Origin of the sequence: Pseudomonas sp. PDM16 (assembly GCF_014851865.1) — a bacterium.
GTDB lineage: Bacteria > Pseudomonadota > Gammaproteobacteria > Pseudomonadales > Pseudomonadaceae > Aquipseudomonas.
Map to the genome: position 1 here is coordinate 58,522 of NZ_JACVAM010000003.1, position 23,132 is coordinate 81,653.

General features: G+C 61.4%; 23 protein-coding genes and 1 riboswitch. Of the genes, 6 read left to right on the forward strand and 17 right to left on the reverse strand.

Translation table 11 applies throughout. The annotated features are described in order from the left end of the window. Positions 1-7 precede the first annotated feature (7 nt). From IB234_RS12230 to IB234_RS12240, 3 genes are all read right to left on the reverse strand, one after another. On the reverse strand, positions 8-898 hold the full coding sequence (locus IB234_RS12230) for a LysR family transcriptional regulator (protein ID WP_192317951.1): 891 nt from the start codon (positions 896-898) through the stop codon (positions 8-10). Then, entirely contained in the window at positions 895-1,818 is a 924-nt protein-coding gene (locus IB234_RS12235) for a LysR family transcriptional regulator (RefSeq protein WP_192317953.1), read from the reverse strand. Before IB234_RS12235 ends, IB234_RS12230 begins: the two co-directional genes overlap by 4 nt. Positions 1,819-1,884: 66 nt before the next feature. Continuing rightward, positions 1,885-2,799 (reverse strand): LysR family transcriptional regulator, encoded by a 915-nt coding sequence (locus IB234_RS12240; RefSeq protein WP_192317955.1) that lies wholly within the window; start codon positions 2,797-2,799, stop codon positions 1,885-1,887. Positions 2,800-2,912: 113 nt separating this feature from the next. On the opposite strand from IB234_RS12240, the gene IB234_RS12245 reads away from it, so the two are divergent. Then, the gene (locus IB234_RS12245) at positions 2,913-3,656 is read left to right on the forward strand and encodes an SDR family oxidoreductase (RefSeq protein ID WP_192317957.1); all 744 of its coding nucleotides are present in this window, start codon (positions 2,913-2,915) and stop codon (positions 3,654-3,656) included. A gap of 78 nt (positions 3,657-3,734) precedes the next feature. Here the strand turns inward: IB234_RS12245 and IB234_RS12250 are convergent, their stop codons facing one another. Further along, entirely contained in the window at positions 3,735-4,907 is a 1,173-nt protein-coding gene (locus IB234_RS12250) for a hydroxymethylglutaryl-CoA reductase (protein WP_192317959.1), read from the reverse strand. Positions 4,908-5,251: 344 nt separating this feature from the next. Between IB234_RS12250 and IB234_RS12255 the strand changes: the two genes are divergently transcribed. The 3 genes from IB234_RS12255 (at position 5,252) to IB234_RS12265 (ending at position 6,865) form a co-directional block, all read left to right on the forward strand. After that, positions 5,252-5,743, forward strand: coding sequence for a MarR family winged helix-turn-helix transcriptional regulator (locus tag IB234_RS12255; protein ID WP_192317961.1), 492 nt, complete (start codon positions 5,252-5,254; stop codon positions 5,741-5,743). Next, a complete protein-coding gene (locus IB234_RS12260) occupies positions 5,736-6,494 on the forward strand; it encodes a class I SAM-dependent methyltransferase (RefSeq protein ID WP_192317964.1) in 759 nt (252 codons plus the stop codon). The genes IB234_RS12255 and IB234_RS12260 overlap by 8 nt, the downstream gene beginning before the upstream one ends. Positions 6,495-6,607: 113 nt before the next feature. Continuing rightward, entirely contained in the window at positions 6,608-6,865 is a 258-nt protein-coding gene (locus IB234_RS12265; RefSeq protein ID WP_225580562.1) for a thioesterase family protein, read from the forward strand. 158 nt (positions 6,866-7,023) lie between these two features. On the opposite strand, the gene IB234_RS12270 is transcribed toward IB234_RS12265, so the two are convergent. The 3 genes from IB234_RS12270 to IB234_RS12280 all read right to left on the reverse strand — a co-directional run bounded on the left by IB234_RS12270 (position 7,024) and on the right by IB234_RS12280 (position 10,199). After that, complete coding sequence (locus IB234_RS12270) at positions 7,024-7,743, reverse strand: phosphatase PAP2 family protein (protein WP_192317966.1); 720 nt, start codon at positions 7,741-7,743, stop codon at positions 7,024-7,026. Then, on the reverse strand, positions 7,740-9,668 hold the full coding sequence (locus IB234_RS12275; protein WP_192317968.1) for an LTA synthase family protein: 1,929 nt from the start codon (positions 9,666-9,668) through the stop codon (positions 7,740-7,742). The genes IB234_RS12270 and IB234_RS12275 overlap by 4 nt, the downstream gene beginning before the upstream one ends. Before the next feature lie 102 nt (positions 9,669-9,770). Further along, positions 9,771-10,199 carry a hypothetical protein gene (locus IB234_RS12280; protein WP_225580563.1) on the reverse strand — a complete coding sequence of 143 codons (429 nt, stop codon included), beginning with the start codon at positions 10,197-10,199 and terminating at the stop codon, positions 9,771-9,773. Between the two features lie 83 nt (positions 10,200-10,282). On the opposite strand from IB234_RS12280, the gene IB234_RS23965 reads away from it, so the two are divergent. Continuing rightward, entirely contained in the window at positions 10,283-10,441 is a 159-nt protein-coding gene (locus IB234_RS23965) for a hypothetical protein (protein ID WP_225580564.1), read from the forward strand. A gap of 359 nt (positions 10,442-10,800) precedes the next feature. Here the strand turns inward: IB234_RS23965 and IB234_RS12285 are convergent, their stop codons facing one another. The 10 genes from IB234_RS12285 to IB234_RS12330 form a co-directional block, all read right to left on the reverse strand. Continuing rightward, positions 10,801-11,913, reverse strand: a complete 1,113-nt coding sequence (locus IB234_RS12285; RefSeq protein ID WP_192317970.1) for an acyltransferase family protein — start codon at positions 11,911-11,913, stop codon at positions 10,801-10,803. 594 nt (positions 11,914-12,507) lie between these two features. Further along, positions 12,508-13,518: a FecCD family ABC transporter permease gene (locus IB234_RS12290; protein WP_192317972.1), complete on the reverse strand. Its 1,011-nt coding sequence runs from the start codon at positions 13,516-13,518 to the stop codon at positions 12,508-12,510. After that, positions 13,518-14,456: an ABC transporter substrate-binding protein gene (locus tag IB234_RS12295; protein WP_192317974.1), complete on the reverse strand. Its 939-nt coding sequence runs from the start codon at positions 14,454-14,456 to the stop codon at positions 13,518-13,520. The genes IB234_RS12290 and IB234_RS12295 overlap by 1 nt, the downstream gene beginning before the upstream one ends. Continuing rightward, complete coding sequence (locus IB234_RS12300; RefSeq protein WP_192317976.1) at positions 14,453-15,226, reverse strand: ABC transporter ATP-binding protein; 774 nt, start codon at positions 15,224-15,226, stop codon at positions 14,453-14,455. Before IB234_RS12300 ends, IB234_RS12295 begins: the two co-directional genes overlap by 4 nt. A 10-nt stretch (positions 15,227-15,236) precedes the next feature. Next, positions 15,237-17,363, reverse strand: coding sequence for a TonB-dependent receptor (locus IB234_RS12305; protein ID WP_192317978.1), 2,127 nt, complete (start codon positions 17,361-17,363; stop codon positions 15,237-15,239). A gap of 104 nt (positions 17,364-17,467) precedes the next feature. Further along, a riboswitch (cobalamin riboswitch) is annotated at positions 17,468-17,661 on the reverse strand. A gap of 198 nt (positions 17,662-17,859) precedes the next feature. Continuing rightward, a complete protein-coding gene (locus IB234_RS12310) occupies positions 17,860-18,327 on the reverse strand; it encodes a GFA family protein (protein ID WP_412547922.1) in 468 nt (155 codons plus the stop codon). 66 nt (positions 18,328-18,393) lie between these two features. Next, complete coding sequence (locus tag IB234_RS12315) at positions 18,394-18,618, reverse strand: hypothetical protein (RefSeq protein ID WP_192317980.1); 225 nt, start codon at positions 18,616-18,618, stop codon at positions 18,394-18,396. Between the two features lie 20 nt (positions 18,619-18,638). Continuing rightward, positions 18,639-20,546 (reverse strand): TonB-dependent siderophore receptor, encoded by a 1,908-nt coding sequence (locus IB234_RS12320; RefSeq protein ID WP_192317982.1) that lies wholly within the window; start codon positions 20,544-20,546, stop codon positions 18,639-18,641. A 109-nt stretch (positions 20,547-20,655) separates the two neighbouring features. Then, a complete protein-coding gene (locus IB234_RS12325) occupies positions 20,656-21,600 on the reverse strand; it encodes a FecR domain-containing protein (RefSeq protein ID WP_192317984.1) in 945 nt (314 codons plus the stop codon). Beyond that, entirely contained in the window at positions 21,597-22,100 is a 504-nt protein-coding gene (locus tag IB234_RS12330) for a sigma-70 family RNA polymerase sigma factor (protein WP_192317987.1), read from the reverse strand. Before IB234_RS12330 ends, IB234_RS12325 begins: the two co-directional genes overlap by 4 nt. A 283-nt stretch (positions 22,101-22,383) precedes the next feature. On the opposite strand from IB234_RS12330, the gene IB234_RS12335 reads away from it, so the two are divergent. Then, positions 22,384-22,893: a ProQ/FINO family protein gene (locus tag IB234_RS12335; RefSeq protein WP_192317989.1), complete on the forward strand. Its 510-nt coding sequence runs from the start codon at positions 22,384-22,386 to the stop codon at positions 22,891-22,893. Positions 22,894-23,132: the final 239 nt, after the last annotated feature.

Consider the following 23,132-nt stretch of genomic DNA (forward strand, 5'->3'; position numbering starts at 1 on the left):
CGCGGAATCAGTTGGCGAAAGCCGGGTGAGCACGCAGCCGCGGTACGGCAAAGTCGAGAAAGCTGCGCACGCGCCCTGCAGCACGTCGTCCCTCTCGGTAAAGCAACTGCACCGGCAACGGCGCGGGTGCGAAATCCTCCAGCACGACCTCGAGCCGGTCGCTGCGCAGCTCCTCGTAGGCCTCGTAAGCCAGGCAACGGGTCAGCCCCAGTCCGGCGGAGGCAGCGCGGATGGCCGCCTGTGTCGTGCTGCAGATCAGGCGTGGCGCAACCCGCAACGTGCCATTGGCGAAGAGCCAGTCGCCGGTATGACCGGTCGACGAAACGACGATGGTGCGCTCAGCATGCAATGCCGCAGGGCTGCCGGGCCGTCCCCAACGCTGCAGGTAAGCCGGCGCCGCACAAACCACCTGCTGCACCTGCCCCACCGGCACGGCGAAGCCGGAAGAGTCCGGCAGATGACCGACCACCAGGGCCACGTCGATACCCTCCTCCAGCAGCCTTGGCACACTCTCGCGGGCCTGGGTGACCAGATGTACCTCAGGGAAGGCTGCCAGGTAGTCGAGCGCGATGGGGACCAGCACCTGGTGCTCCATCAACAACGGCAGGGCCAGGTTCAGTTGCCCGGCGGAAGAGGAATGCAGGCCTGCCACGGATCGCTCCGCCGTCTCCAGCCCCGCCAGGATGCGCTGGCAGCTCTCGGCAAAACGCTCACCCGCGGGGGTCAAGCTCACGCCACGCGGCCCACGCGATAACAGTGCGTTGTCCAGCCGCGCCTCCAATGACGCGACGGTACGCATCACCGTGGCTTGTGACAGTGTCAGATCTCGCGCCGCCGCAGCCAGGCTGCCGGCCTGCGCCACCGCCTGGAACACCTGCATCTCGCGATGGCGGCTCATGCCCTTGTCTGCGCCCCCGCCGCTCGCAATGCCGGATCGGCCTGAAAGCGCGCGGCGCAGTGATCGACGAAGGTCCGCACTTTGGCGGAGACCCTCCGCCCACCCTGGTGGACGATGTGCACCGGTATCGCCTCCGTGGCGTAAGCATCGAGCACTGTCTCCAGTTCCCCACGCGCCACTGCCTCGGCAACCTGATACGACAGCACCCGGGTGAAGCCCCAGCCCAGGCGTGCCGCGTTGATCGCCGCCTGGTTGGAGCTGACCAGCAAGCGTGGGGACGGCGTGAACGCGAAGGTGCCCTCCGCCCCGGCGAATTGCCACTGGGTGAGCAGCGTGCTGGCGGAGGACATCACCACCGGCATCTCACGCAGCTCTTCAGGATGAGTGGGGCGCCCAACACGGTCGAGGAACGCGGGAGACGCACACACCACCGGGCGAATCTGCCCGACCTGTAGCGCCGGGTGATCCCCCTCGGGCAGGCGGCCGATACGCACGGCCACGTCCACGCCCTCCTCGACCATGTTCACCAGACGGTCGACCAGCAGTGCGTTGATCTCCACGTCAGGTTGCGCATCAAGGTACTCGGCAATCAGCGGCACCAGGAACAGCTCACCGAACATGACTGGCGCCGTCACCGTCAGCCGGCCACGTGGGCGCACGCCGCCACCCGCGGCGAGCTCCTCCGCTTCCTCCAGCTCCAGCAGGATACGCCGGCAGTCCTCCACGTAACGGCGTCCGGCCTCGGTGAGGCGCAGGCTGCGCGTGTTGCGCGCCAGCAACAGGGTACCGAGGCGTGCCTCCAGGGCGGCGATGGCCCGCGTCACGCTGGGCGGCGACATGCCCAGCAGCCTGGCGCCACCGGCGAAACTCTCCGCTTCGGTCACCGCCAGCAGCACCTTCATTTCCTGAAACCTGTCCACCCGTACCACCTAGTGTTGAGCCCTTCAGTGGCCAGCAGATTAGCCTGTGGCGCAGGGCAAAGACGATCACTGTTCGAAGGGAAAGAACTCCGGCGCGGAGAAGCTCGCCAGCAGATGATCGAACACCACCCGCACGCGTCTGGGCACCGGGCCGGACTGGGTGCGATAGACGATCAGCTCGAACGGCGATGGCGCCTGTTCCACCAGCACCTCGACCAGTTGCCCGCTGGCCAGATAAGGCGCGGCCAGGTAATGCGGAACCTGTGCAAAGACCATCCCGGCCAGCGTCATCTCCAGCTCGGTCTCGGCGTCATCGCAGGTCAGGGTGGATGTGGCCGGAATGAAGTTCGTCTCGCCCCGGAACATCCACGGCCACGGCCGACCACTGTTGCGGTCGATAAGTGTGGACAGCGGTAGGCGCTTCAACTCATCAAGATCAGTCGGCACCCCGACAGCCTCGACAAGGGACGGAGCCACCACGACCCGCACCGGCACGCCACCGGCCGTTCTGGCGATGTAGCGCCTGTCTCGCACGGCCCCAATCCGGATACCGATATCGATACGCGAAGCCACCGCGTCCGTCAGTTCGTCATCCAGGCAGAGCTCGATGCTCAGCCCCGGATGCAGCCTCATCAGCGTGGCCACATAACCCGCCAGATAGCGTCTGCCGATGGCCCGCGGCGCCGTGACGCCTACCCGCCCGGCCACGGTGTCGGCGCGCTGCCGCCCGTTCGCGATGAACAGTTGATCGAAGCTCTCCAGCGCATCGCGCGCCTGGCGTGCCACCTCGGCACCGAAGGCCGTGATGTGGGTCTGCCGGGTGCTGCGATGGAACAACGGCTCGCCGAGCACACGCTCGAACTCCTGGATCGCGCGGGTCACCTTTTGCGGGGACGTACCGAGCTGGTGCGCAGCCTCGCGAAAGGTCGCCGCATCCGCTGCAGCCAGGAAGATCCGGGTCATTTCCATGCGATTGAGCATGTCTTGGTTCCACTATTTGGAATTCTTAAATCCTAACTCTTCAATTTTCTGAGACGAAGAGCAAGCACACACTGCGCATCACCCCCCACCACGCAACCCGAGAGGTTCGAGAGATGAGCAACGGAATCGAAGGCAAAGTCGTCGTTATCACAGGTGCCAGCAGTGGCCTTGGCGAGGCCACCGCCCGCCACCTGGCCAGCCTCGGCGCCGCGGTCGTGCTCGGCGCACGTCGCCTGGAACGCATGAACGCCATCGTGCAGGACATTCGCAATAGTGGCGGACAGGCCAGTGCCCTCGCCGTCGATGTCACCCGTCGCAACGATCTGGAAGCATTGATCGCGCATGCCGTCGAAGCCTTCGGGCGAGTCGACGTCATGATCAACAACGCCGGCCTGATGGCCATCTCTCCCATCTCCGAACGCCGCATCGACGAGTGGGACAACATGATCGACATCAACATCAAGGGCGTGCTCTATGGCATCGCCGCCGCCCTGCCGTTGTTCGAGCAGCAGGGCTTCGGCCATTTCATCAACGTCTCGTCGGTTGCCGGCATCAAGGTCTTCAGCCCGGGTGGCTCGGTGTACAGCGGCACCAAGTACGCGGTACGGGCGATCTCCGACGGCCTGCGCCATGAAGTGGGCGGCAAGATCCGCACCACCACCATCGAACCGGGTGCGGTCGACTCCGAACTCAAGTTCGGCAGCGGCCACAAGGCCAGCGCGGAGGTCGTTCTCGACTTCTACAAGCAGGCCATTCCTGCTGCCTCGGTCGCCAAGGCCATCGCCTACGCCATCGAGCAACCTGCGGACGTGGACATCAACGAAATCGTGCTGCGCCCGACCGCGCAGGACTTCTAGCCACGGAGCCGCCCCCCGTGAGCGCGCAATACGCTCACGGGTTCCTCTATGCTAGCCATCAATCTGATGGCCGGCACCTCAGCGATTGCGCCCCAGAGCCTCGTGGCTGCTGACCCAGTCCCCAGCAAGTATTGCCGATGTCAGGGACACGTCACCTGCCAGCACCACCGCCGCGATGATCTCCGCCAGCTTGTCCGCCTTTCCTGCGCCATAGCACCCCAGCAGCTCCAGGCACTCGCGCTGGGTCGGCAGACTCGTGCCACCTCCATGGGTTGCGCAGATCACTGCGGGCAAGGTCACCGACCAGTAGTAGTCCCCGTTATCCAGCAGCTGCCCATAGGTGATGCCGCCGTGAGATTCAGCCACGTTCGCCGCGTCCTGCCCGGTGGAGATATACACCGCGGCCAAGCCGTTTGCCGAATGCGCACCACTGTATGCCGAGCCGGCCTGAAACGCGCCTACCGCGGCTATCTGCCGGTAGCGGTAGAGGTTGACGGGGTCCACACGAAGCAGATCGTGAGCGATGTCACGCCTGAGAGTGAATTCGGCGATTACCCGCTTGCCGCGGGTCTGGATCATGTTCATCGCCGAATGCTTCTTGTCGGTATCGATGGCCCCGGAAAGGATGTAACGCGGCTGTAATGGATGATTCGCTTTGATCCACTCACACGCAGCATACGTCGCCTTGCTGGTCATGTTCTGCCCGGCGGCATCACCCGTGGTGTAGCAGAAGCGCGTGTAAAGCATGTTGGCCACCGGATACTGCTCGATCTCGAACAGCTTGCCGCTACGGGTAGTGGTTTCGCTCACCGCCTTGATCGTCTCGAACTCGCGGACCAGCCAGGCGCCGAACTCCCGAGCCTGCAATGCATCATCAAACATGAAGACCGGTGCACGCTGCATGGAATGCTTGACCACGGTGGTCTTCACTCCACCCGACGCGCTGATGGCACGCATGCCTCGGCTGTAACTGGCCAATAGAGTGCCTTCGGTGGTGGCCATCGGCACATAGAAGTCGCCACGCGCATGTTCGCCCTCTATCCGCAGAGGGCCGGCCAGTCCCAGTGGCATCTGCACGGCGCCTATGAAGTTCTCGATATTGCCGCGCGTAACCTCTGGATCGATGGCGTATTTGCCAACCGCATCCAGCAGGGCACCGGTTTGTGCCTCGACAAAGTCGCGGCGCACTCTGGCCTGCTCGTGGGAGTAATCGTTGTCGGAATGACGGGGAATGGGGGCGCCTCGGGACATGGACATCTCCTGTGCATCGGCGAATTAGCCGAGGTAAAAGGTCGTGATCACGAGTGTGCCCGTAGGCAAGCGTGCCGGCATGTCCGACTGCGCCAATCAGATGTCCCAGCACGTCGATGTCAAGGACGTCAGCCGTTACGACCGGCCAGCAACTGTCCCCCTACCGGTAGCAACGAGAGCTGCTGGCCGCCTAGGGCAAAGCTACATATCGGTCGGTCTCCCATGCCGAGCCCCTCTGAACACGAGTTCCAGCCACCAACGCAGCCGCTTCCTGCCTGGTAGCCAGGCTTGCCATTTACATTAGCGCTAATGTAGTTTGGAACCGAGAGTTGGAGATGCCTGCCATGAGTAGAAAAATTGAGCCCGGACTGGGCGAGCTACTGCGTTACGTGTCGGAGCTGGTGGAGTCGGGAGCCGAGGAACACTATCAGCAGATGGGACTGAAGTACCGAGCGCGGTACACCCCGGTGCTGCGTGCGATTCGGTCTGGCGCCCAGACGGTTACCGAGATCACCTCGCGAACCCACCTGACCCAGGGAGCCATCAGCCAGACCATCAGCCAAATGGAGACTGACGCAATCGTATCCCGCCAACGTGGAGAGGATGGCCGGCAGACAGTGGTTCAACTGACGCCAGCCGGCAAGAAGCTGGTGACCAAGTTGAACACTCACTGGTCAGCGACGTTCGAGGCCATCGAGCACCTGGAGCAAGAAATCGGCTATCCACTGCGTCACGTGCTGGAGAACGCGGCCAAAGCCTTGGAACAGCGGGGCTTCGCTCAGCGCCTGACCAGCATCAAGCAAAGCCTGAAAGCGGGCAGTGTCAGCCATGCATAGCACTCTCGCAGAAACGAAGAACTGGTTCGATCAGGGTGGCTCGGCGTACGCACGATACCGGCCGGAGTACCCTCCAGCAGTCGCTGCGTTCCTGGCCTCCATCGCACCCGATACAGTTCAAGCCCTCGATGTCGGATGCGGCACCGGCCAGCTCACCGTCCAGCTTGCCGAGAATTTCCGCCGGGTGTCTGGTATCGATCCCAGCGAAGACCAGATCAACCATGCGACGCCAAAGCAGAACGTCACCTACCACTGCGCCCCCGCCGAAGAACTGCCGCTCCCGAATAACAGTGCGAGCCTCGTTACCGCAGCACAGGCGGCACACTGGTTCGACCTGCCCAGGTTCTATGGTGAAGTACGCCGAGTGGCCACGCCGGATGCGATTCTGGCGCTGATCAGTTACGGGGTGCTGCGCCTGGAAGGTGATCTGGGGGCTCGCTTCGAACGCTTCTACTGGCATGAGATCGGTCCGTACTGGCCTCCCGAGCGCCAACTGGTAGATAGCGGCTATGCAACCATCGAGTTTCCCTTCGACGAGATTGGAAGCCCTCTGATTGCCATCCACCTGGAGTGGAGCCTCGAGGACCTTCTCGGCTATATCTCAACCTGGTCGTCAGTACGCAATGCCAGAGACTCTGGGCGCGACGAGCTGCTTCAAGGCTTCGCCGCAGATATTGCCAACCTGTGGGGCGAGCGTACGGCTCGCCGGCCAATCACCTGGCCTGTAAGCATGAGAGTTGGACGTCTATGAGTACTGTGTCGCCGCCCTCGCCGTCGATAGGCCTTAGCCATACCGATACGCTCGTCGTGGCATGACCTCACACGGCTCCACAGGTGGAGTCGAGTTGGCCTGGCTTCGTCGACATGCGCCCGTATCTTACGGCCGGGCAGCGCACGGTAAGCACCCACGTTGATATCAGCCACGTAGCGGCCACACCTGCCGGGATCAAGGTGACGGCGACGGTCGAACTCACCGCTATCGACGGCAAGGTGCTGGTGTTCAAGGTCGAGAGCCGGGATGAAAGCGGAATTGTCGGGGCCGGAACTCATCGCCGCGCCATCGTCGACCTGCAGAAGTTCGTGCAGCGTGTCGAGCAGAAGTCGCGGCAGGCCCGTCCGTAGCTATTCGCACTTCGCAGCCTGGGCGCACCGCCAGACAAAGCGCTAACGGAACAGAGGTATGAAAGGTTCTTGCGCTGCGGAGGCTCAATTGCCTGAGAACCGTGCTGGTGCTGCGCCCGTCCAGGGCGCGCTCCCCCACTCGTCTGCGCCTATCAAGATCAGCTGGGATCCGCCACGGGGTCAGAGACCGGCGACGAGGCCGGCTGGTAGAGCATGAGATCGTATAACCCCAGGCCAATCAGCCAGCACAGAGCAGCCGTCCACAGGTTGTGGGAAAGGAAATGTGCTCCCTGCAGCATGCGCACCAGAGAAAACAACGTTCCCAGGGTCATCGCCGTGACCAGTGCCACCTTGGCACTGCGCGGACAACGATCTCGCAGTGCGAAGAACAGCGCGAACAGTGCAAAGCCTGCCGCCGCATGACCGCCTGGCCAGCAATTGCCGGGCTTTTCTACCGACACGGCACGCGGGCCGAGCAATGGCGAGAAATGCTCCACGCCCCCGTACTCCTCCAGACTCCAGGGGCAGTGCATCTGAGTGATTTTCTTCAGGGGCGTGACGAAGCTGGTGGATAGCGCCATGGCCAGAACCAGATAGCCCAAGGTACGCCGCAGCGGGCGCAATCGAGTAGGTAAAAGACTCAGCAGGAAACCGATGATGGCCAGTACGCCTACAGCGATCACCAGCTGCTTGGCACGATCGTGCAGCACATCCTCAAGAAAGTCGTTGTGCCGACCGATGAAGCCCTGGCCCTGAACGTAGAACAGATTGGAGATGGCGAAGTCGAGCCTGCTCGGCTCGAACACCAGCAATGCGGCGAGCATCGCCAATGGCAGGCCATACCACAATCGCCTGTCGAAGGTGGGAGACGCGCTCATGGCCGCTCCTCGCCCTTCCAGGTCAGCAGGCGCTTCTGGAAGTCATGGCTGGCCGCCTGATAATAGGCAATGTCGCGTTGCAACAGAGGATCACGGTTATCCACCCGATATTCGTGGCTGGCACCTAGCGCGTCGTCATGTCGGCGCATGTGACCACGAGGGCTGAGGATCGCCAGGTTCTGACCATCGAACAACCCCAGGTGCTGGTAGTTGCCGATCAGGACCCGTGGCGGGGCGGCACTGGGCTTGAGCAGATCGCGACCGAAGAAGGTCGACTGATAGTCCAGGTTGAGCAGACCGAGCAAGGTCGGAGCCAGGTCGATCTGGCTGGCGAGCTGAGAATCCTCCCGGGCCTCCAGCCACTTCGGCGCGTAGAGGAAAAGCGGGATGTGGTAGTTGGCCACCGGCAGGTCCTCCATGCCGGCGCTGCCAGCACAGTGGTCGGCGACGAAGACGAACAGGGTATCGTCGAACCAGGGCTTTTGCCGCGCCGCCTCCAGGAAGCGACCGATGGCCCAGTCGGTGTACTTCACCGCCCCCTCGCGGCCATCACCGGAGGCTATGTCGATGCGCCCGGGTGGATACGTGTAGGGACGATGGTTGGAGGTTGTCATCAGCTGTAGGAAGAACGGCTTGCCGGTTGCATGATCTGCATCGGCGATTTTCATGGCCTGGGTATAGAGGTCCTCGTCTGCCATGCCCCAGGCATTCTTGAAATGAATGTCGGCCTCGTCGACGCTGCTTTGATCCACCACCCGATAGCCGTTGCCTGAAAAGAACGCATTCATGTTGTCGAAATAGCCGCGCCCGCCGTAGACGAACACGCTGTCGTAGCCTCTGGCCGACAGCTGCTGACCAAGGCTGGCATAGCCGCCCTCGCGGCCAATGCGCTTGACGATGGAGCGGCCGGGAGTCGGCGGTATCGCCAGGGTGATGGCCTCCAGACCTCGGTCTGTGCGGGTGCCGGTGGCATAGAAGTCATTGAAGAACAGGCTCTGCCGCCGCAGCGCATCGAGATTAGGAGTCAGCCCGCGCGAATCGCCGAAGCTTCCCAGGTATTTGGCCGACAGGCTCTCGATGGTCACCAGAACCACATTCAGCTTGCGCGGCACACCCGGATTGTCGATCCAGCGGCGCACATCCAGCGGATCGCTGCCAACGAAGGTCGCCGTCGACTCGCCGAGCTCTCGGCGCAGCACCGGGGCCAACGTGGCATCCGGCAATTGGCCATAGAACTGTCGGTAGTCCAGCTCGTTGTTACGGAAGGCAGCGAAGAACTGATATGGGCCGTTGCTCGCCAGTTCGTGGCGATAGCTGTTGCCACCCAGGCCGCGCGGACTGTCTTGGTTGAGCAGGATGACAGACAGAACGATGGCGAAGACCAACCCTGCCAACATCAACCCGCGGCGCGGCCAACCGGGCAGGGGTGCTCGGATAGCGACTCGGAGAGGGCGGCGCAATGCCCGGCACAGCACCGCGGCAAACACTCCGAGAATGCTCAGCAACAGCCCGATGGGATAGGACTCAAGCAAGTTGTCGAGCACCTCATCGGAATACACCAGATAGTCCACCGCGATGAAGTTGAAGCGCACGCCGAATTCGTCCCAGAACAGCCACTCGGCTGTGGCGACAAACAGCATCAGGAAGATACTGGCGACGAACAGACCGACGAGAAACAGTCGGTGAGCGGGATGGCGCCACAATGCCGGAGGACACAGCAACAGATAGAGGCCAAGCGGCAACGCCGCATAGGCCAGGAACCCCAGGTCATAGAGCATGCCCCCAACAAATACGTCGGGAGCGAAGCCTCCCGCCTCTGCGCCATGAGCGACGAGCAAAGCAACACGGGTAACGGTGAAGACGGCAAGCCAGCAGACAAGTAGCAGAGACAGATAGCGCATAGGCGCATTGCGGGGCAGGAGCATATGAGTGTCCAGGCAATGGAAAACGCCCAGGAGTGTGTGGGTGCGAACGTCGATGACTGGTGAAGCGGAAGTGAAAAGAACGTCAAGCCAAGGGCGGCCGAGTCAACTTCCGTTGCAAGCCCCCTTGCCCGGGTCTACGAGCAACAGGCTCAGCTGCTGTGGCGGTTGATGGATCAGCCCCGCAGGCGACTCACATACACGTTGGATAAAGTTGTCGGTGAACAGCAGCTTGTCGTGCACGAAGTATTCGTTCGGCCGCAGGTTGGGATTGTCGATCTTCGTGCCCAGGCGGGCTGCCAACCACTTGCCCGCCTCGTAGTGGCTGATCCAGCGCCCGCGGAAAAAATCAGCCAGGGCGCCCACCGGGGCGTCTCGAGCAACCACGATCACCGGTACGTCATGGACCTCCGGCACCAGGTCGTTGTGCCCCCAGTAACTGTTCTCGCCCAGGCGCTGACCATGATCGCCGGTGATGATCAGGTAGCGCTCGCCATCCAGGCGGTCGAAGTCGGCGAGGATCTCCGCCAGCATCCCGTCAAGGTAGTGGATCGAGTTTCGTAGGCATTGCTCTGCCCTTCCGGCCCTTGATCCGGCCAGGGAGCCGGAGCCGGTTCATGGCGGTAGTTTTGCGCATAGGGCAGATGGGCGGTGCGCAGGTTGAGCACGACGAAGTTGCGCTCGGCCCAGCGCTGCTGAGCCATTTGGCCTTGATAAGTGCGGCTACTTTTCTCAACCGCGAGCTGGATGGGGTCGAGACGCCGTGGCAGCCGTAAGACTGGCGTTATGAAGCCTATTGGTGACTTTATCAAAAACGGCCTGATGAAGAGACCCGATGAGGAATGCTTCAATAGCGCTGAGCATGTTCAGCGCAAACCAGAGAAGTGCATCACTCCACAGGGATTACAGAGCCAAAAGAAAATAACCCGTACAGCCAATCGGTCCGACCCGCCGCTAACAAAAGAAAGACTTGGATGACAAACATCTAGCCAGACTATCGTCTTCCAAACGTTCCCGAATTTTCTCTATCAAAGATGATAGACAGATGAGCCGGGACTGCGGCGCTATACGGTCTTGCAGGTGGCGATCCATAGGTGCCAAACGGTGCTTACTATTCTTAGATAGGTAATCACGCTTACATCTTAAGCGACTGCACTGCACCAAAACCCTCAGACATCGCACCATTTCCCTGCGACGCCCTATATTTGCTGGCGAGCCTCGCTCCAAATCTTATAAACGGGCGCTCTATAAAAAAATAAATCAAACAAGAAGATATAATTGTCAACCCCAGCAGAACAGACGCATAAATCAACCAATCAAATTTCATAAAGAAAGCACCATAGGGCGCCACCACATCAAACCAAAAAAGATGAGTGAGATATATCCCATAACTAATCTCACCCACAAAAACCATGCCTGTTCTTTTCAGCAGACTGCCGAACCAATCAGGGGTACACGAAAAAACCAAAACCATCACTGAAAATGCCGCGCCGGAAAACAATCTTCCATATATCATTGAGCTTTCGTTAGTCCAATAATCACCAATATGAGGGCGCAACCAATTAAAATATAAAAACAACGCAGCCACCGCCAGCACCAAAAACAACACAAAGTATCTAGAAACAAACAATCCTATAGACTTTTTCAACTGAACAACAAAAAAACCCAGGCCAAAGAGAACCAACATCCCAGGTAACTGGGTAGAGAGAAAAAATCGCTGCGTGGGCGCTGCATAGTCAAAAACAAAGTATCTATATAGCAAGCTTACGAAAACCATAAAAAAGACAAGAGAAAGCCAAGAAAGCTTCCGCCTCGGCACCAACAAAATTAAAGCTGACAGCAAATAAAACTGAAATTCAGCGCCAAGAGTCCATAAAACCCCATTAACAGCCCCAGCATACGCTGGAATTAAATTATTGAACAAGAAAACATGGCTAGCAATAAGAAGCTTATTTTCAATAAAATACGGCTTATTCACAAGAATACAAAGAACCAACACCACAAAATACGCCGGATATATTCTAAAGAAACGCCTAATAACAAAAGACTTAATGTTTTCATTATCTCTACTCAGAATAGATCCAATCAAGAACCCACTCAGAACAAAGAACAAATCAACGCCATTCCACCCAACTATCACATAGAAACTATCTATAGCTGGCTTAAGGGCTTGAGGAGAAAGCTCCATAAAATGAAATACAAAAACCCAGAGAGCAGCGATAGCCCTGAGAAAATCGAGGCCTGGCATTCTTTTTTCGGAGACAATAGGAGCTTGACAGCTTGAGGACATACACACCCACACAATATTTACTTAAGCACCGCTCAAGCGGGAGTTAAAATTACCGTTTATAGCGACACCTTCAGACAGTAAGTGTCGAGCTTATTCTCTTGACTTCCACATCTACCGTGCATCGCAGCTTATGCATCATTAAGCGATTTAAAATTTCGTGGAAGCCCTAACTTCTGCAAGCAGTAAAACTTATTACCTCTACGCTTACAGAGCTTAATGCCAGAAGACCGGCAAACGTGCTAACCAAGAGAGGGCTATAGAGGGAGAGCAAACTGCATCGGCAACATCCTTGTAACGAGAGGGGTGGTAGACGCTCTACCTGACTATCTTGCCATGGCTATCATAAGAGGCCGTCGGCACGGCGTGAAGCGATAAACTGACGCAGATGGCGCCGCACACTCTGAAAATCAATCTCTATTCGCTGAAACGCGAGATCGGAACGGAGCCTGTTGGCCTCTGAATAGATTCGCCTGGCCAATATCGGCCTCCCTCCCGCGGTCACTCAGCAAGCAGACTGGCAGCTCGCCTCCCTATTAGCACCCTGTAGCGGCATTACCGTCTGCGTCTCAGCAGCAGGATGAAGAATAGGCCGCCACAGGCTGCGGTCACGATGCCGATGGGCAGGTCCTGCGGCGCCATCAGGCAACGTGCGACTACGTCCGCCCAGACCAGGAACAGCGCGCCGAGCAGCGCACTGATCGGCAGCAGGCGACGGTGATCGGCGCCGACCAGGCGCCGTGCCACGTGCGGCAACATCAGGCCGACGAAACCGATGGCGCCGGACAGCGCTACCAGCACGCCGGTGAGCAGTGAAGTGACCACGAACACCAGCAGGCGCACGCGGTTGGGCGCAAGGCCCAGCGACACCGCCGCCTGCTCGCCAGCCAGCAGCGCATTCAGCGCCCGCGCCAAACCGAGCAGCAGCGGCATGGCCAGCCCCAGGCACAGCGCCGGCAGCCACAAGCTGTCCCAGCGCGCCGAACCCAGTCCGCCGAGCATCCAGAACAGCACGGCGCTGGCCGCGTGCGGGTTGCTCATGAACAGCAGCAGGTTGCTCAGCGCCATCAGCAGGAACGACACCGCCACGCCGCCAAGCAGCAGGCGCTCGCTGTGCAGCCGGCCCGCCACGGCCAGCACCAGCAACAGGCTGGCCAGAGCGCCGACGAAGGCGCCCAGCGGCAGGCTCAGGGCACCAGCGAATTCGCCCAGGTAGAGCAGCACCAGCACCGCACCGAAGGCGGCGCCGGAGCTGACCCCGAGCAGGTGCGGGTCGGCCAGTGGGTTGCGCGTAGCCGCCTGCAGGGCGCAGCCGATCAGGGCCAGGCCGGCGCCGACCAAAGCGCCGAGCAACACCCGCGGCGCGCGGATCACCCAGACGATCTGCGCCTGCCCCTCGCTCCAACTGGCCCCGTCCAGGCGTACGCCGAACAGGCGCTCGGCGAGGATGCCGAGCACCTGCCGCGGCTCCAGCGTGGCGGCGCCGAAGCCCAGGGCCAGCAGGCAGGAAATCAGCAGCGCCAGGGCAAGCAACAGCAGCAGCGGACGGTAGGCCAGCGTGGGCATCAGAAAGCCTGCGGGTGCAGAGCGCGGGCCAACTTCTCGATGGCGCCGGCGTTGTCCAGGCTCGGCGTGGCCTCGAGGTACGACAGCACCACGAAGCGCCGCTCGCGGATCGCCGTCACCGTCTGCAGCGCCGGGTGGGCGAGCAGGAAGTCGCGCTTTTGCGCGGCGCTCAGCGGGCCGTAGTCGACGATCACGATGACCTCGGGATCGCGCTCCACCACTGCCTCCCAGTTCACCGCAGTCCAGCTGGCGTCGACGTCCTGCATCACGTTGCGGCCGCCGGCGGCCTCGATCAGCGCTTGCGGCATGGCCTGGCGGCCGGCGGTGAAGGGGCGGTCATCGCCGCTGTCGTAGAGGAAGATACGCGGCGCCGCTTCACCTTGCGGCAGGCGCGCACGCACCGTCGCCACCCGCGCCTGGGTGCGTTGCACCAGCGCCTCGGCACGCGCCTTGACGGCGAAGATGCGGCCGAGGTTGCGCAGGTCGGCGTACAGGTCATCCAGGCTCGCGCTGCGTCCCGGCATGATGAAGCCGCAGGACTCGCTCAGCTCGTACACCGGGATGCCGAACGGCGCGAGGCTGGCCGGAGTCACCTCACCGCCGACGCGCATGCCGTAGTTCCAGCCGGCGAAGAAGAAGTCGGCCTGGGCCTGCAGCAGGTTCTCCAGCGACACGTAGCGCGGCGACAGTTCCGGCAGCCCGGCCAGTTGCTCGGCGAACCTGGGCTCCAGGGTCTTCCAGCCGCTGATGCCGCTGTAGCCGATCAGCCGGTCGCGCAGGCCCAGTTCCAGCAGCATCGCGGTGAGCGTGATGTCGTGGCTAACCACGCGTTGCGGCGGCTGCTCAATGTGCAGTTCGCGGTTGCAGCTGGTCACGCTGGCGGCATGGCTGGTAAGGGGAAGGAGCAACGCCAGGCACAGGGGCAACAGGGTCTTCATGGGGCAATCCAGGTGATGCGCGGGTGGGCCGCGACGGGATGACGGTCGACCAGCGCGGCCAGGCCGAAGGCACGCTGCAGATGCTCGGCGCACAGCACCTCATCGGGCGTGCCGCTGGCCAGCAGGCGACCGTGATCCAGGAGATAGAGACGGTCGCAGAAGGCGGCCGCCAGGTTGAGATCGTGAAAGCTCGCCAGCACCGCCAGGCCCAGCTCGCGGATGCGTTGCAGCAGGGCGTGCTGGTGGCGCGGGTCGAGGTGGTTGGTCGGCTCGTCGAGAATCAACAGGCGCGGGCGCTGCACCAGCGCACGGGCCAGCAGCGCGCGCTGCTTCTCGCCACCGGACAGATCAGCGAAGCGACGCTGGCCGTAGCCGGTCAGTTCGACCTGCTGCAGCGTCGCCTCGATCAGCGCGCGGTCGCTGGCGTCCTCGGCCTGGAACAGCCCCTTGTGCGGGGTCAGACCCATGGCCACCAGGTCGTCGACGCGCAGGCCGAAGTCTTCGGGAAACTCCTGCAGCAGCACGGCCATGCGTTGCGCGCACCAACGTGGCGAGCGCGCCCAGATCGACTCGCCCTCCAGTTCGACGGCGCCCCGACTGGGGCGACGATAGCGATACACGCAGCGCAGCAGGCTGGTCTTGCCGCTGCCGTTGGGGCCGATCAGCCCGACCCGCTCGCCAGGCGCCACGCGCAGGGCGATGTCCTGCAGCAGCCAGCGCCGCGTGGCGGCATCGGCCAGCTGCAGGTCGAGATCACGCAGGTCGAGCATGACGGCGGCCTCAGAAGCGGTAGTCGGCGCTGACGAAGAACGAGCGCGGCGCGCCCAGGTACCACTGCTCGCCATCGGTGCTGGCGGTGGTGGCGTACTGGCGGTCGAACAGGTTGTTCAGCTCCAGGCCCAGGCTGACGTCCGCCAGTACCTGCCAGCTGAGATGGGCGTCGACCACGGTGTAGCCAGGTATCTCGGCGCTGTTGGCACTGTCGGCGTAACGGGCGTCGACGTAGCGCGCGCCGATGCCGGCCTCTACGGCGTTGCCGAGTTCCTTGCTCAGCCACAGGTTGGCGGTGCGCCGCGGCACGTTGGTCGGGCGATTGCCGCTGCGGTCGACCAGCACGCCGCCCACCGCCTCGGAGAAATCATCGTACTCGGCGCGCACGAAGGCGACGTTGGCCGAGACCTGCCAGCCCTGCTGCAGCGCCAGCTCCAGCGAGGCCTCGATACCGTCTGAGGACTGCTGGCCGATCTGCTGGGTCGGCGCGGTCGGCGAGCTGCGGCTGAGCAGCTTGTCCTTGACGATGTGGTAGGCGGCCAAAGTCCATTCGCCACGGCCATCCCAGAACGCCTGCTTGAGGCCGAACTCGGTCTGCTTGGCTTCGGTCAGGTCGAACTGCTGCTGGCTCGGGTTGAGCGTCAGCAGGTTGTTCACGCCTTCGGTGCTGGTGGCGTACTGGCCGTACAGCGAAAGCTCCGGGGTGACCGCGAACACCAGGCCGGCGCGCCAGTTGCCGCCGGTCAGGCTGCGGTCGCTGCGGTTGTCGGAGGTGAGGTCGGTGCGGTCGAGGTGCACCTGGTCGCGGCGCACGCCGGTGACCAGCGACCAGCGCTCGCTGAGCTGGGTGTTGTTCTCGGCGAACAGGGAGAACTGGCGCGCCTGGTTCAGCTCGCGCGGGCGGTACTGGTCGGTGCTCTGGTAACTGCCGCCGCCCGAGCCGGCCAGCGGGACCACGTCGCCGAACACATTGTCGAAGTCGTGGTGGCGGGCGAAGCGGATGAGGTTGTAGTCGGCGCCGACCACAGTGCGGCTGTCGAGGCCGAACAGCTGGTGGTCGAAGGTGAAGCTCTGGCGGTCGCCGATCTGCTCCTCGGTGTGCTTGATGTGCCAGAAGTCGCCGCGCTGCACCAGGTCGCCCGGCTGCCAGCGGTAGGCCTCGGCGTTGCGCCAGGTGCGCTGGGTCTTGATGTAGTAGATCTGGTTGCTGGCGCTGAGCGCGTCGCTGATACGCCAGTCGGTCACCAGGCGGGTGATCTGGTCGTTGTAGCGCACCTCGGCATCTTCGACGTTGTAGTTGTGGTCGCGCAGGCTCTCGCGGTAGTGGCCGTCGACCAGCGGGGTGCCGAAGTAGCGCGAAGGGTTCTGCGTGGCGTTGTCGTGGGACAGGGTGAAGCTCAGCGCGTCACTGGCATCCCAGCGCAGCGCGCCGCTCAGCGCCAGGCTGTCGGAGTCGCCATCGTCGGCCCAACCGTTGCTGGCCTCGCGGTTGAGGTTAAAGCGGTAGCTCAGACCATCGACCAGGCCTCCGCCACTATCAAGCGCCAGCTGCGAACGGTCGTCGCTGCCGTAGCCCAGGCGCAGGTGGTTGCGCACCTCGCCGGCGAACGGCTTCTTCGGCACCACGTTGATCACCGCGCCGGTGGCACCTTCGCCGTACAGCACCGAGGCCGGGCCGCGCAGCACGTCGAGGCGCTCCACCGACCAGGTGTCTACCGGGAAGGTCACGGTGCCGGCACCGATGTACTGGCGGGTGCCGTCGTACAGCTGCATGGTCGAGGCATGCCCGGTGAAGCCACGCGCCGACAACGCGGTGCCGCCGTTGCCCGGCTCACCCATGAAGCTGATGCCTGGGGTACGGGTCACCGCGTCCTGGATGTTGCGGTTGTTGCGCTCCCGCACCTCGGTGCCGCTCAGACTGGTAGTGCTGGCGGGTGTCAGCAGGGCTGGGAGGTCCAGGCGCGAGCCGGCCTCGGTGGGAGTTCGCAGAGTGATTTCGCCCTCTGCGGAGGCGGCCTGTACCTGCAGAGCGGGTAAAGCTACGGGAGAGGTCTCGGCCAGCACGGGGCCGGCGACCAGGAGCGAGCCGCACAGCAGCGGACGCAGAGAGAGAACAGACAGGGGAAAGCGCGCCATTGGGAGTTCCATCGCAAGAGACAGGCACGGCAATCCCGATGGAAACGCGCATACGACGGCACACGGAGCACCCGCGGCCGGCATCGACGCCCGCCCACCGCGGGTTGCCAAACGATGCGACAGGCCGGTCTCCGGGCTCACGAGGGTCATGATGGCCTCGCCTTCCCATGCTCGAAAGCACAGTGGCGTCGTGAGGGCATCGCTCGTTTACCGTTGCGGGGGCAGCGTCGGACTTACACCGACTTCCCGTTTAACCCTGCGCGCGGCGGCGCAGGACACCTGAAGCGGCGCGGATTCGAACACCACAGCAAAAGCAGGTCAAGTGTGGAGCATCAACCTCAGGAGCGGTATTGTTTCAAAATGGTAGGGCTTCGTCCGGAGATGCTGACTTTCGACGTCGGCAGAACGCTCCGGCGAAAACACCCGCTTGTAGCCTGGTATCGGACCTTTACGAGATGTAGCTATCGGCTATGGGGCCATGCTGAACGTTAAGGAGTCACCCCCATATAGGCTTCTCCGGTTTGAAGGAGTGGTAATCCGGCTTCAGCTCTGGCAAGCGATGATCATCAAATGTGCCGATCAGCAAAGCTACTGTGGGGGAATCATCTATCGCACCGAGCGAGCTACCGCACTCAGGGCAGAAAGCACGGCTTGAGAAGTCTGAAGAACGGTATACCGCAGGGCTCCCACCTGATCCGACCCAGCGGACATCTGTTGCTGAAAACTCAACCCAGGAAGCGGTCAGCGATCCGGTGTGGCGCTGGCAGAACTCGCATGAGCAATTATGCGGATTCAGCGCTGGGCCATCAGCCTCGAATCTAACCGCTCCGCAAAGGCAGCCACCACGATAGATTGGCTTCACCATTGATCTCCTGCTCTTCTTACTCATAGGGAGGTACCCGGTTTTGATGGCTGCTAGCAGCGGTCTTGCCTCAACCTCCGCAGCCTCAGTTTTCTCTTCCATTTCCAGGGCGTCATCGACTTCGCCGGATCGCAGCCATTGGCTTTGATCCAAGCGTTGACAATGCAGTCATGCTGCCAAGCGGGAAAGTGGTTTGAGTATGTGTCCGGCTTGGAAAAAGCAGACGTAATTAAACTGGCGCGTCCCGAAGCAAAGATCACTCTCCGGCACACCTTCGAATGACGTCACGTCGATGATCACCAGCGAATCCCGGCTGCATCCGGGAACCTCATCGGCCAACCCGTATAGCGATACCTTCGAGGTCGAATAGCGGGAGACCAGCTTTTCAGCCACGGAGCCCCATCTACCAACTGTTAGCCGCTGCTTGACTGGAACAGGGCTGCACTGGCATTGAGCGCGCCGCCAAAGTACTCGCCCTTGATTCCAGCTTCGTAGTTGGTTCCGGTCACCGGTTCCAGCAGGCTACCACCAGCATCCTGAGCGGCCTGGGGTTTGAAGATTCGGGTCCAGCTGGTGTAGACCGAGTATGTATCGTCCAGATCGTAGACAACGCCGGCGTATGGCGTGTATTCACGGGTAGCCTTGTAGTCGTCACCAAAGCTGTACGCACCGGACTGCGTACTCTGCTCATACTCATACCAGTCCAGCCGCGAGCCGAGGATCAATCGCAGATCGTCGCGCAGATTGAGGCGCACGGTGGCATATGTGCTCGATTGTTGCTCATGCCCATGCCTTGACCAGTTGTTGTCGATCTCGGGATTTGGGTAGGCGTTAGGGTCGAAATGCTGCGGATCGACAATTACATCCGAATCGATGCCTGGGCCCCCAGGTCCGTCGTTGGTTTCGTCCCTCCGCCAGCTGGCGCCGACAACGAGCTCGTGCGTCGCACCGAACAGGCTGAAAGGGCCGGAAGCGTAGGTATCGACGCTTTTCTGGGTATGTTGGTAGGTGTAGCGCCCAATGTTCAGGTGGTAATCACTGTTCTCGTCGGTATAGAGGCTGCCACCGAGCATCTCCATATCGCCCCGCAGCCATGTCGCATTGACGCGCAGCTTCCAGTCGTTGTCGAAACGCTGTTCGATCTCGGCAAAAGCACTGCGGTTCTCTTTATCCCAATAGGTCCAGTCCGGGGCCGTACGAGCAGATCGCGAAAAGTCGAAGAAACTGCCATCGGGCCGAGCTGGCAAACCGTTCCAGTCGGCCCCCGGGTTGTCTTCTCGGTTGTACCAGGCGCCCAGCGTAAGGGTGGTGGAGTCAGTCAGATCATATTCACTGACCCCGTAGAACAACTGGCGCTTATTTTCGTACGCATCGACGAAGCTGTTTCGGTCCTGGTATGCGCCGACTACGCGGCCACGCAGATCACCGCTGCCGCTTAGCTTGCCGCTGACATCGACTTCGCCACGATAGTCGTCCCATGTGCCGACACTGCCGGACAAGGAAAGCCTTGGTTCCAATGTCGGGCGCTTGCGTACCAGATTGAGCGTTCCGGAAGGATTGCCAGCACCAACCATCAACCCTGACGCACCGCGAACCACTTCCACGTGGTCATACATGGCCAGTGTCGAGGTACCCAGGGTGTCGCTGTCGTACGCGACTGGCAGGCCATCGATCATGATGGTGTCGATAGCGGTGCCACGCGAGTAGAACTCCGGCCGCTCGCCTCCGGTTTTACGCAGGGTCAAACCGGGGGGGTAAGTGGCGACGTCCTCGAGTTTCTGCAGGTTCTGGTCGTCCATGCGCTGGCGGGTCACCACCGTCACCGACTGCGGTGTCTCCCGCAGTGATAGCACGAGCTTGGTCCCCGATCGGGTACTGGCGGTGGTATAGGAGCCTGTGCCCTCGGTCAGGGAGCCCAGCCCCCGATCATCAATATTCGTCGCCCCAAGCTCCAGTGCAGAGCCGTTGCTGGCGGGTATCAACACATAGCCACCATTGGCCTGGCGCTGGGCCAGAAGACCGCTATTCACCAGCAGGTGTTGCAACCCCTCTTCGATACTGTAAGAGCCTCTCAAACCGTCGGTGGCGAGTCGGCGAGTCTGCTCGGTATCGAATGAAATCGTCACACCGGATTGCACGCCGAACTGAGTCAGCGCGGGGCCCAGGGGCCCTGCCGGTATCTGGTATGAAACCTGGCTTTGCGCCATGGCCTGGGCCGGTAGCAGTGCAACGCCGGGCCCGCTGGCGAGGGCTAAACCAAAAAGTGCCAAGCGAACAGCTTGAGCAATTGAACGAGGAGGTGTGAGATGACGCAGGAGCATTGGGTGATCCTTCCGTTGCGATGGCAGAAGTCGCTGTGATCGCGGCTTGTGTCATTGACGGATGAGAATCCAAATCAGCAAGGCAGCCCGAAGGAAATTTGAAAAAGCCCTAGGCCGGCTCGACGCTGACCCAATAACGAGTCAGATAGCGCACCCTCACAGGAAGGCTCTTGCTCAGGTTTTCCAGCACCGTATCGGTGTCATCGATACGGAACGCACCAGAAATTTTCAGATGTTGCACCGCTGCCGCACACCGAACCACCCCGGGGCGATAGCGGCCGAGCTCATTGAGGAAGTCGCCTAGCCGCCAGTCATCGGCGCTCAGCATGCCTCGCACCCAGGCATCGGAGTTTGCGGGCAGCGCTTCGACACTACTCATCGACGCACTGTCGAAACGCACTTGCTGGCCCGCGTCTATGCGCAGGGACTGCTTCGGAAGCTGCTGCGAGCGCACTTCGACTGCCGACTGCAACACACTCACATGTGTCTGCTCTGGCAGTTGGCGGACGGTAAAGCGAGTACCCAGCGCACGCACACTGCCGTTTTTGGTCTGCACAATGAGTGGGCGCTGAGCATGGTCCTTGGCGGTCTGAAGCAAAATCTCACCCTGATGCAATTGAATCAGCCGCGTGGAGGCATCAAAGCGAACATCCAGAGCAGTACTGATGTTCAACTCCAGCTGCGTCCCATCATCCAGGCGCAACGAGCGGCGGTCCCGCGCACCGGTGCGGTGCCGGGCCAGCATCGCTCGATAAGGCAACTGATCACTGACCAACCAAGTACCGCTGCCTGCTACGAGCAGCAAGCTGAGGATCTTCAGTACCTGTCGACGCTGAGCCTGCGCGGCCCCCAGACCAGAAATTGCAGCCTGCTGAGGAATACGTGCCCATCGCTGTTGCAACCGCTCGACCCGCTCCCAGGCAGCGGCATGCTCGGGGCTGGCGTGCAGCCACGCTGTCCAGGCCTGGCGGCACTCCTCGTTCGCTACACCGTCATTGAGCTGTACATACCAGGTGGCAGCGGCTTCCAGCACGCGGAGGTTCGGGCTGCTCATTCGCTTTCGACCAACAGCAGACAGCGGGTCATGGCGCGGATCAGATGGTTCTTGATTGTGGTCACTGATACTTCGAAGCGCTCGGCAGCGGCTACATAGGTCAAGCCCTCAAGCTGCACGGCGAGAAAGATCTCTCGCGTTCTCCCTCCCAGCTCATCCAGAAGACTATCGACCTGAACGAGCATTTCGATGATCGACAGGCGTATCTCCGGCGAGACCTCAGTCGGCTCGGGCCGCTGCGCCAACGCAAAAAGATACGCCTGCTCGATGGCTCGGCGGCGCGATTTGTCGATCAGCAAGGAGCGCGCAATAGCGCTCAGGTACCCGCGCGGTTCGCGAATGGGGACATCGTTGCGGGCCGTCATCACACGAACAAACGTATCCTGGGCGAGGTCCGCCGCATCAGCCGCATTGCCCAGCCGAACCCGCAACCAACCCTTCAGCCAACTGTTGTGCTCGCTGTAGAGGCGATGGAGAACCACAGGATCTAGCGTCGACATACATACTACCGAGTCGCAAATAGCAATTAATCGCATTGTCGAGAGGCAATCGAATTTATGCAAGAACCTCTTGTGCCTGGGTTGCCCTGTTATCCAGGCAGGATGAGGACCTGCTCTCGGCCGAACTTCAATCAGTCCAGACCCGCCGATTCGGAGGCTATCCGTGGCTTGCCATTGAGCGGCGACGGCCGCGGGTCGTGTCGACGACTGATTAGGCTGCTCCCAAAGGCTGCATGGGATAACATTTCAATCCCGAATCAACCATGAAGCTGCGAACTGAACGATGGGTTTTGAGCAACTAGCTGAGCTACGTGACCGCCTGCGGGCTGAAAAAGAGCAGGTAAAGACTGATAGCACGAAGCAGCGCAAGCGGAAGTCCCCTCCGCAAACAAAGCCTCGTGAACAAGACCCGGCGGTGGAAGCGATCTGGCGACTCCAGAAGCACTTTCCATTGGCCTTCCCGGTCAATCCAGCCCCCAAGGTTCCGCTCAAAGAGGGCATCCTCAAAGATGCCGAGCAGCATCTGGAGCTGCTTGGCATTACCAGCGAACAGCTCAAACAGGGCATCGCTATCTGGTGCAAGGGAAGCCGATACTGGTCAAGCATGACGGAAAATGCGCCGCGCTTGGACTTGAGCGGTCAGGCAGTTGGCGTGGTGACGGCAGCTCAGGCGCTACATGCGAAGCAACAGGCTAGGCGGCAGCGCGGAGAAGCGCGACGCGCTCAGTCCAAGCCGAAAGAGCGCGTACAGGCCCCGGCCGTCGATGGCGCCGCGGAACAGACAGCGGACTAAAAGTACTCGCGCTCGCCATGGAGTTATCCAAGGAATCCAGTCACTGGCATGGCACGCGAGTGACTGGTAGCCGGCGACTTCGATGCATGTGAGGCGACGGTAGCTGGATGGCCCGCTACCGCCCAGGCGGCCCTGCAACTCGGCAATGCGGGGCCGCAGGCTCTGCATCACGCTCGCCAGGCGAGCACCTCAAGGTACCGCTGGATGCTTGTTGGCGCGGACGGATGGTTCGGCCCTCA

What these genes read in the sequence shown, in the direction of transcription:
- IB234_RS12230 (WP_192317951.1), bottom strand. Translation starts at nt 898, where the DNA reads ATGAGCCGCCATCGCGAGATGCAGGTGTTCCAGGCGGTGGCGCAGGCC.
- IB234_RS12240 (WP_192317955.1), bottom strand. Translation starts at nt 2,799, where the DNA reads ATGCTCAATCGCATGGAAATGACCCGGATCTTCCTGGCTGCAGCGGAT.
- IB234_RS12245 (WP_192317957.1), top strand. Translation starts at nt 2,913, where the DNA reads ATGAGCAACGGAATCGAAGGCAAAGTCGTCGTTATCACAGGTGCCAGC.
- IB234_RS12250 (WP_192317959.1), bottom strand. Translation starts at nt 4,907, where the DNA reads ATGTCCCGAGGCGCCCCCATTCCCCGTCATTCCGACAACGATTACTCC.
- IB234_RS12255 (WP_192317961.1), top strand. Translation starts at nt 5,252, where the DNA reads ATGAGTAGAAAAATTGAGCCCGGACTGGGCGAGCTACTGCGTTACGTG.
- IB234_RS12260 (WP_192317964.1), top strand. Translation starts at nt 5,736, where the DNA reads ATGCATAGCACTCTCGCAGAAACGAAGAACTGGTTCGATCAGGGTGGC.
- IB234_RS12265 (WP_225580562.1), top strand. Translation starts at nt 6,608, where the DNA reads ATGCGCCCGTATCTTACGGCCGGGCAGCGCACGGTAAGCACCCACGTT.
- IB234_RS12270 (WP_192317966.1), bottom strand. Translation starts at nt 7,743, where the DNA reads ATGAGCGCGTCTCCCACCTTCGACAGGCGATTGTGGTATGGCCTGCCA.
- IB234_RS12275 (WP_192317968.1), bottom strand. Translation starts at nt 9,668, where the DNA reads ATGCTCCTGCCCCGCAATGCGCCTATGCGCTATCTGTCTCTGCTACTT.
- IB234_RS12280 (WP_225580563.1), bottom strand. Translation starts at nt 10,199, where the DNA reads ATGCTGGCGGAGATCCTCGCCGACTTCGACCGCCTGGATGGCGAGCGC.
- IB234_RS23965 (WP_225580564.1), top strand. Translation starts at nt 10,283, where the DNA reads ATGGCGGTAGTTTTGCGCATAGGGCAGATGGGCGGTGCGCAGGTTGAG.
- IB234_RS12285 (WP_192317970.1), bottom strand. Translation starts at nt 11,913, where the DNA reads ATGCCAGGCCTCGATTTTCTCAGGGCTATCGCTGCTCTCTGGGTTTTT.
- IB234_RS12290 (WP_192317972.1), bottom strand. Translation starts at nt 13,518, where the DNA reads ATGCCCACGCTGGCCTACCGTCCGCTGCTGCTGTTGCTTGCCCTGGCG.
- IB234_RS12295 (WP_192317974.1), bottom strand. Translation starts at nt 14,456, where the DNA reads ATGAAGACCCTGTTGCCCCTGTGCCTGGCGTTGCTCCTTCCCCTTACC.
- IB234_RS12300 (WP_192317976.1), bottom strand. Translation starts at nt 15,226, where the DNA reads ATGCTCGACCTGCGTGATCTCGACCTGCAGCTGGCCGATGCCGCCACG.
- IB234_RS12305 (WP_192317978.1), bottom strand. Translation starts at nt 17,363, where the DNA reads ATGGCGCGCTTTCCCCTGTCTGTTCTCTCTCTGCGTCCGCTGCTGTGC.
- IB234_RS12310 (WP_412547922.1), bottom strand. Translation starts at nt 18,327, where the DNA reads ATGGAAGAGAAAACTGAGGCTGCGGAGGTTGAGGCAAGACCGCTGCTA.
- IB234_RS12320 (WP_192317982.1), bottom strand. Translation starts at nt 20,546, where the DNA reads ATGCTCCTGCGTCATCTCACACCTCCTCGTTCAATTGCTCAAGCTGTT.
- IB234_RS12325 (WP_192317984.1), bottom strand. Translation starts at nt 21,600, where the DNA reads ATGAGCAGCCCGAACCTCCGCGTGCTGGAAGCCGCTGCCACCTGGTAT.
- IB234_RS12330 (WP_192317987.1), bottom strand. Translation starts at nt 22,100, where the DNA reads ATGTCGACGCTAGATCCTGTGGTTCTCCATCGCCTCTACAGCGAGCAC.
- IB234_RS12335 (WP_192317989.1), top strand. Translation starts at nt 22,384, where the DNA reads ATGGGTTTTGAGCAACTAGCTGAGCTACGTGACCGCCTGCGGGCTGAA.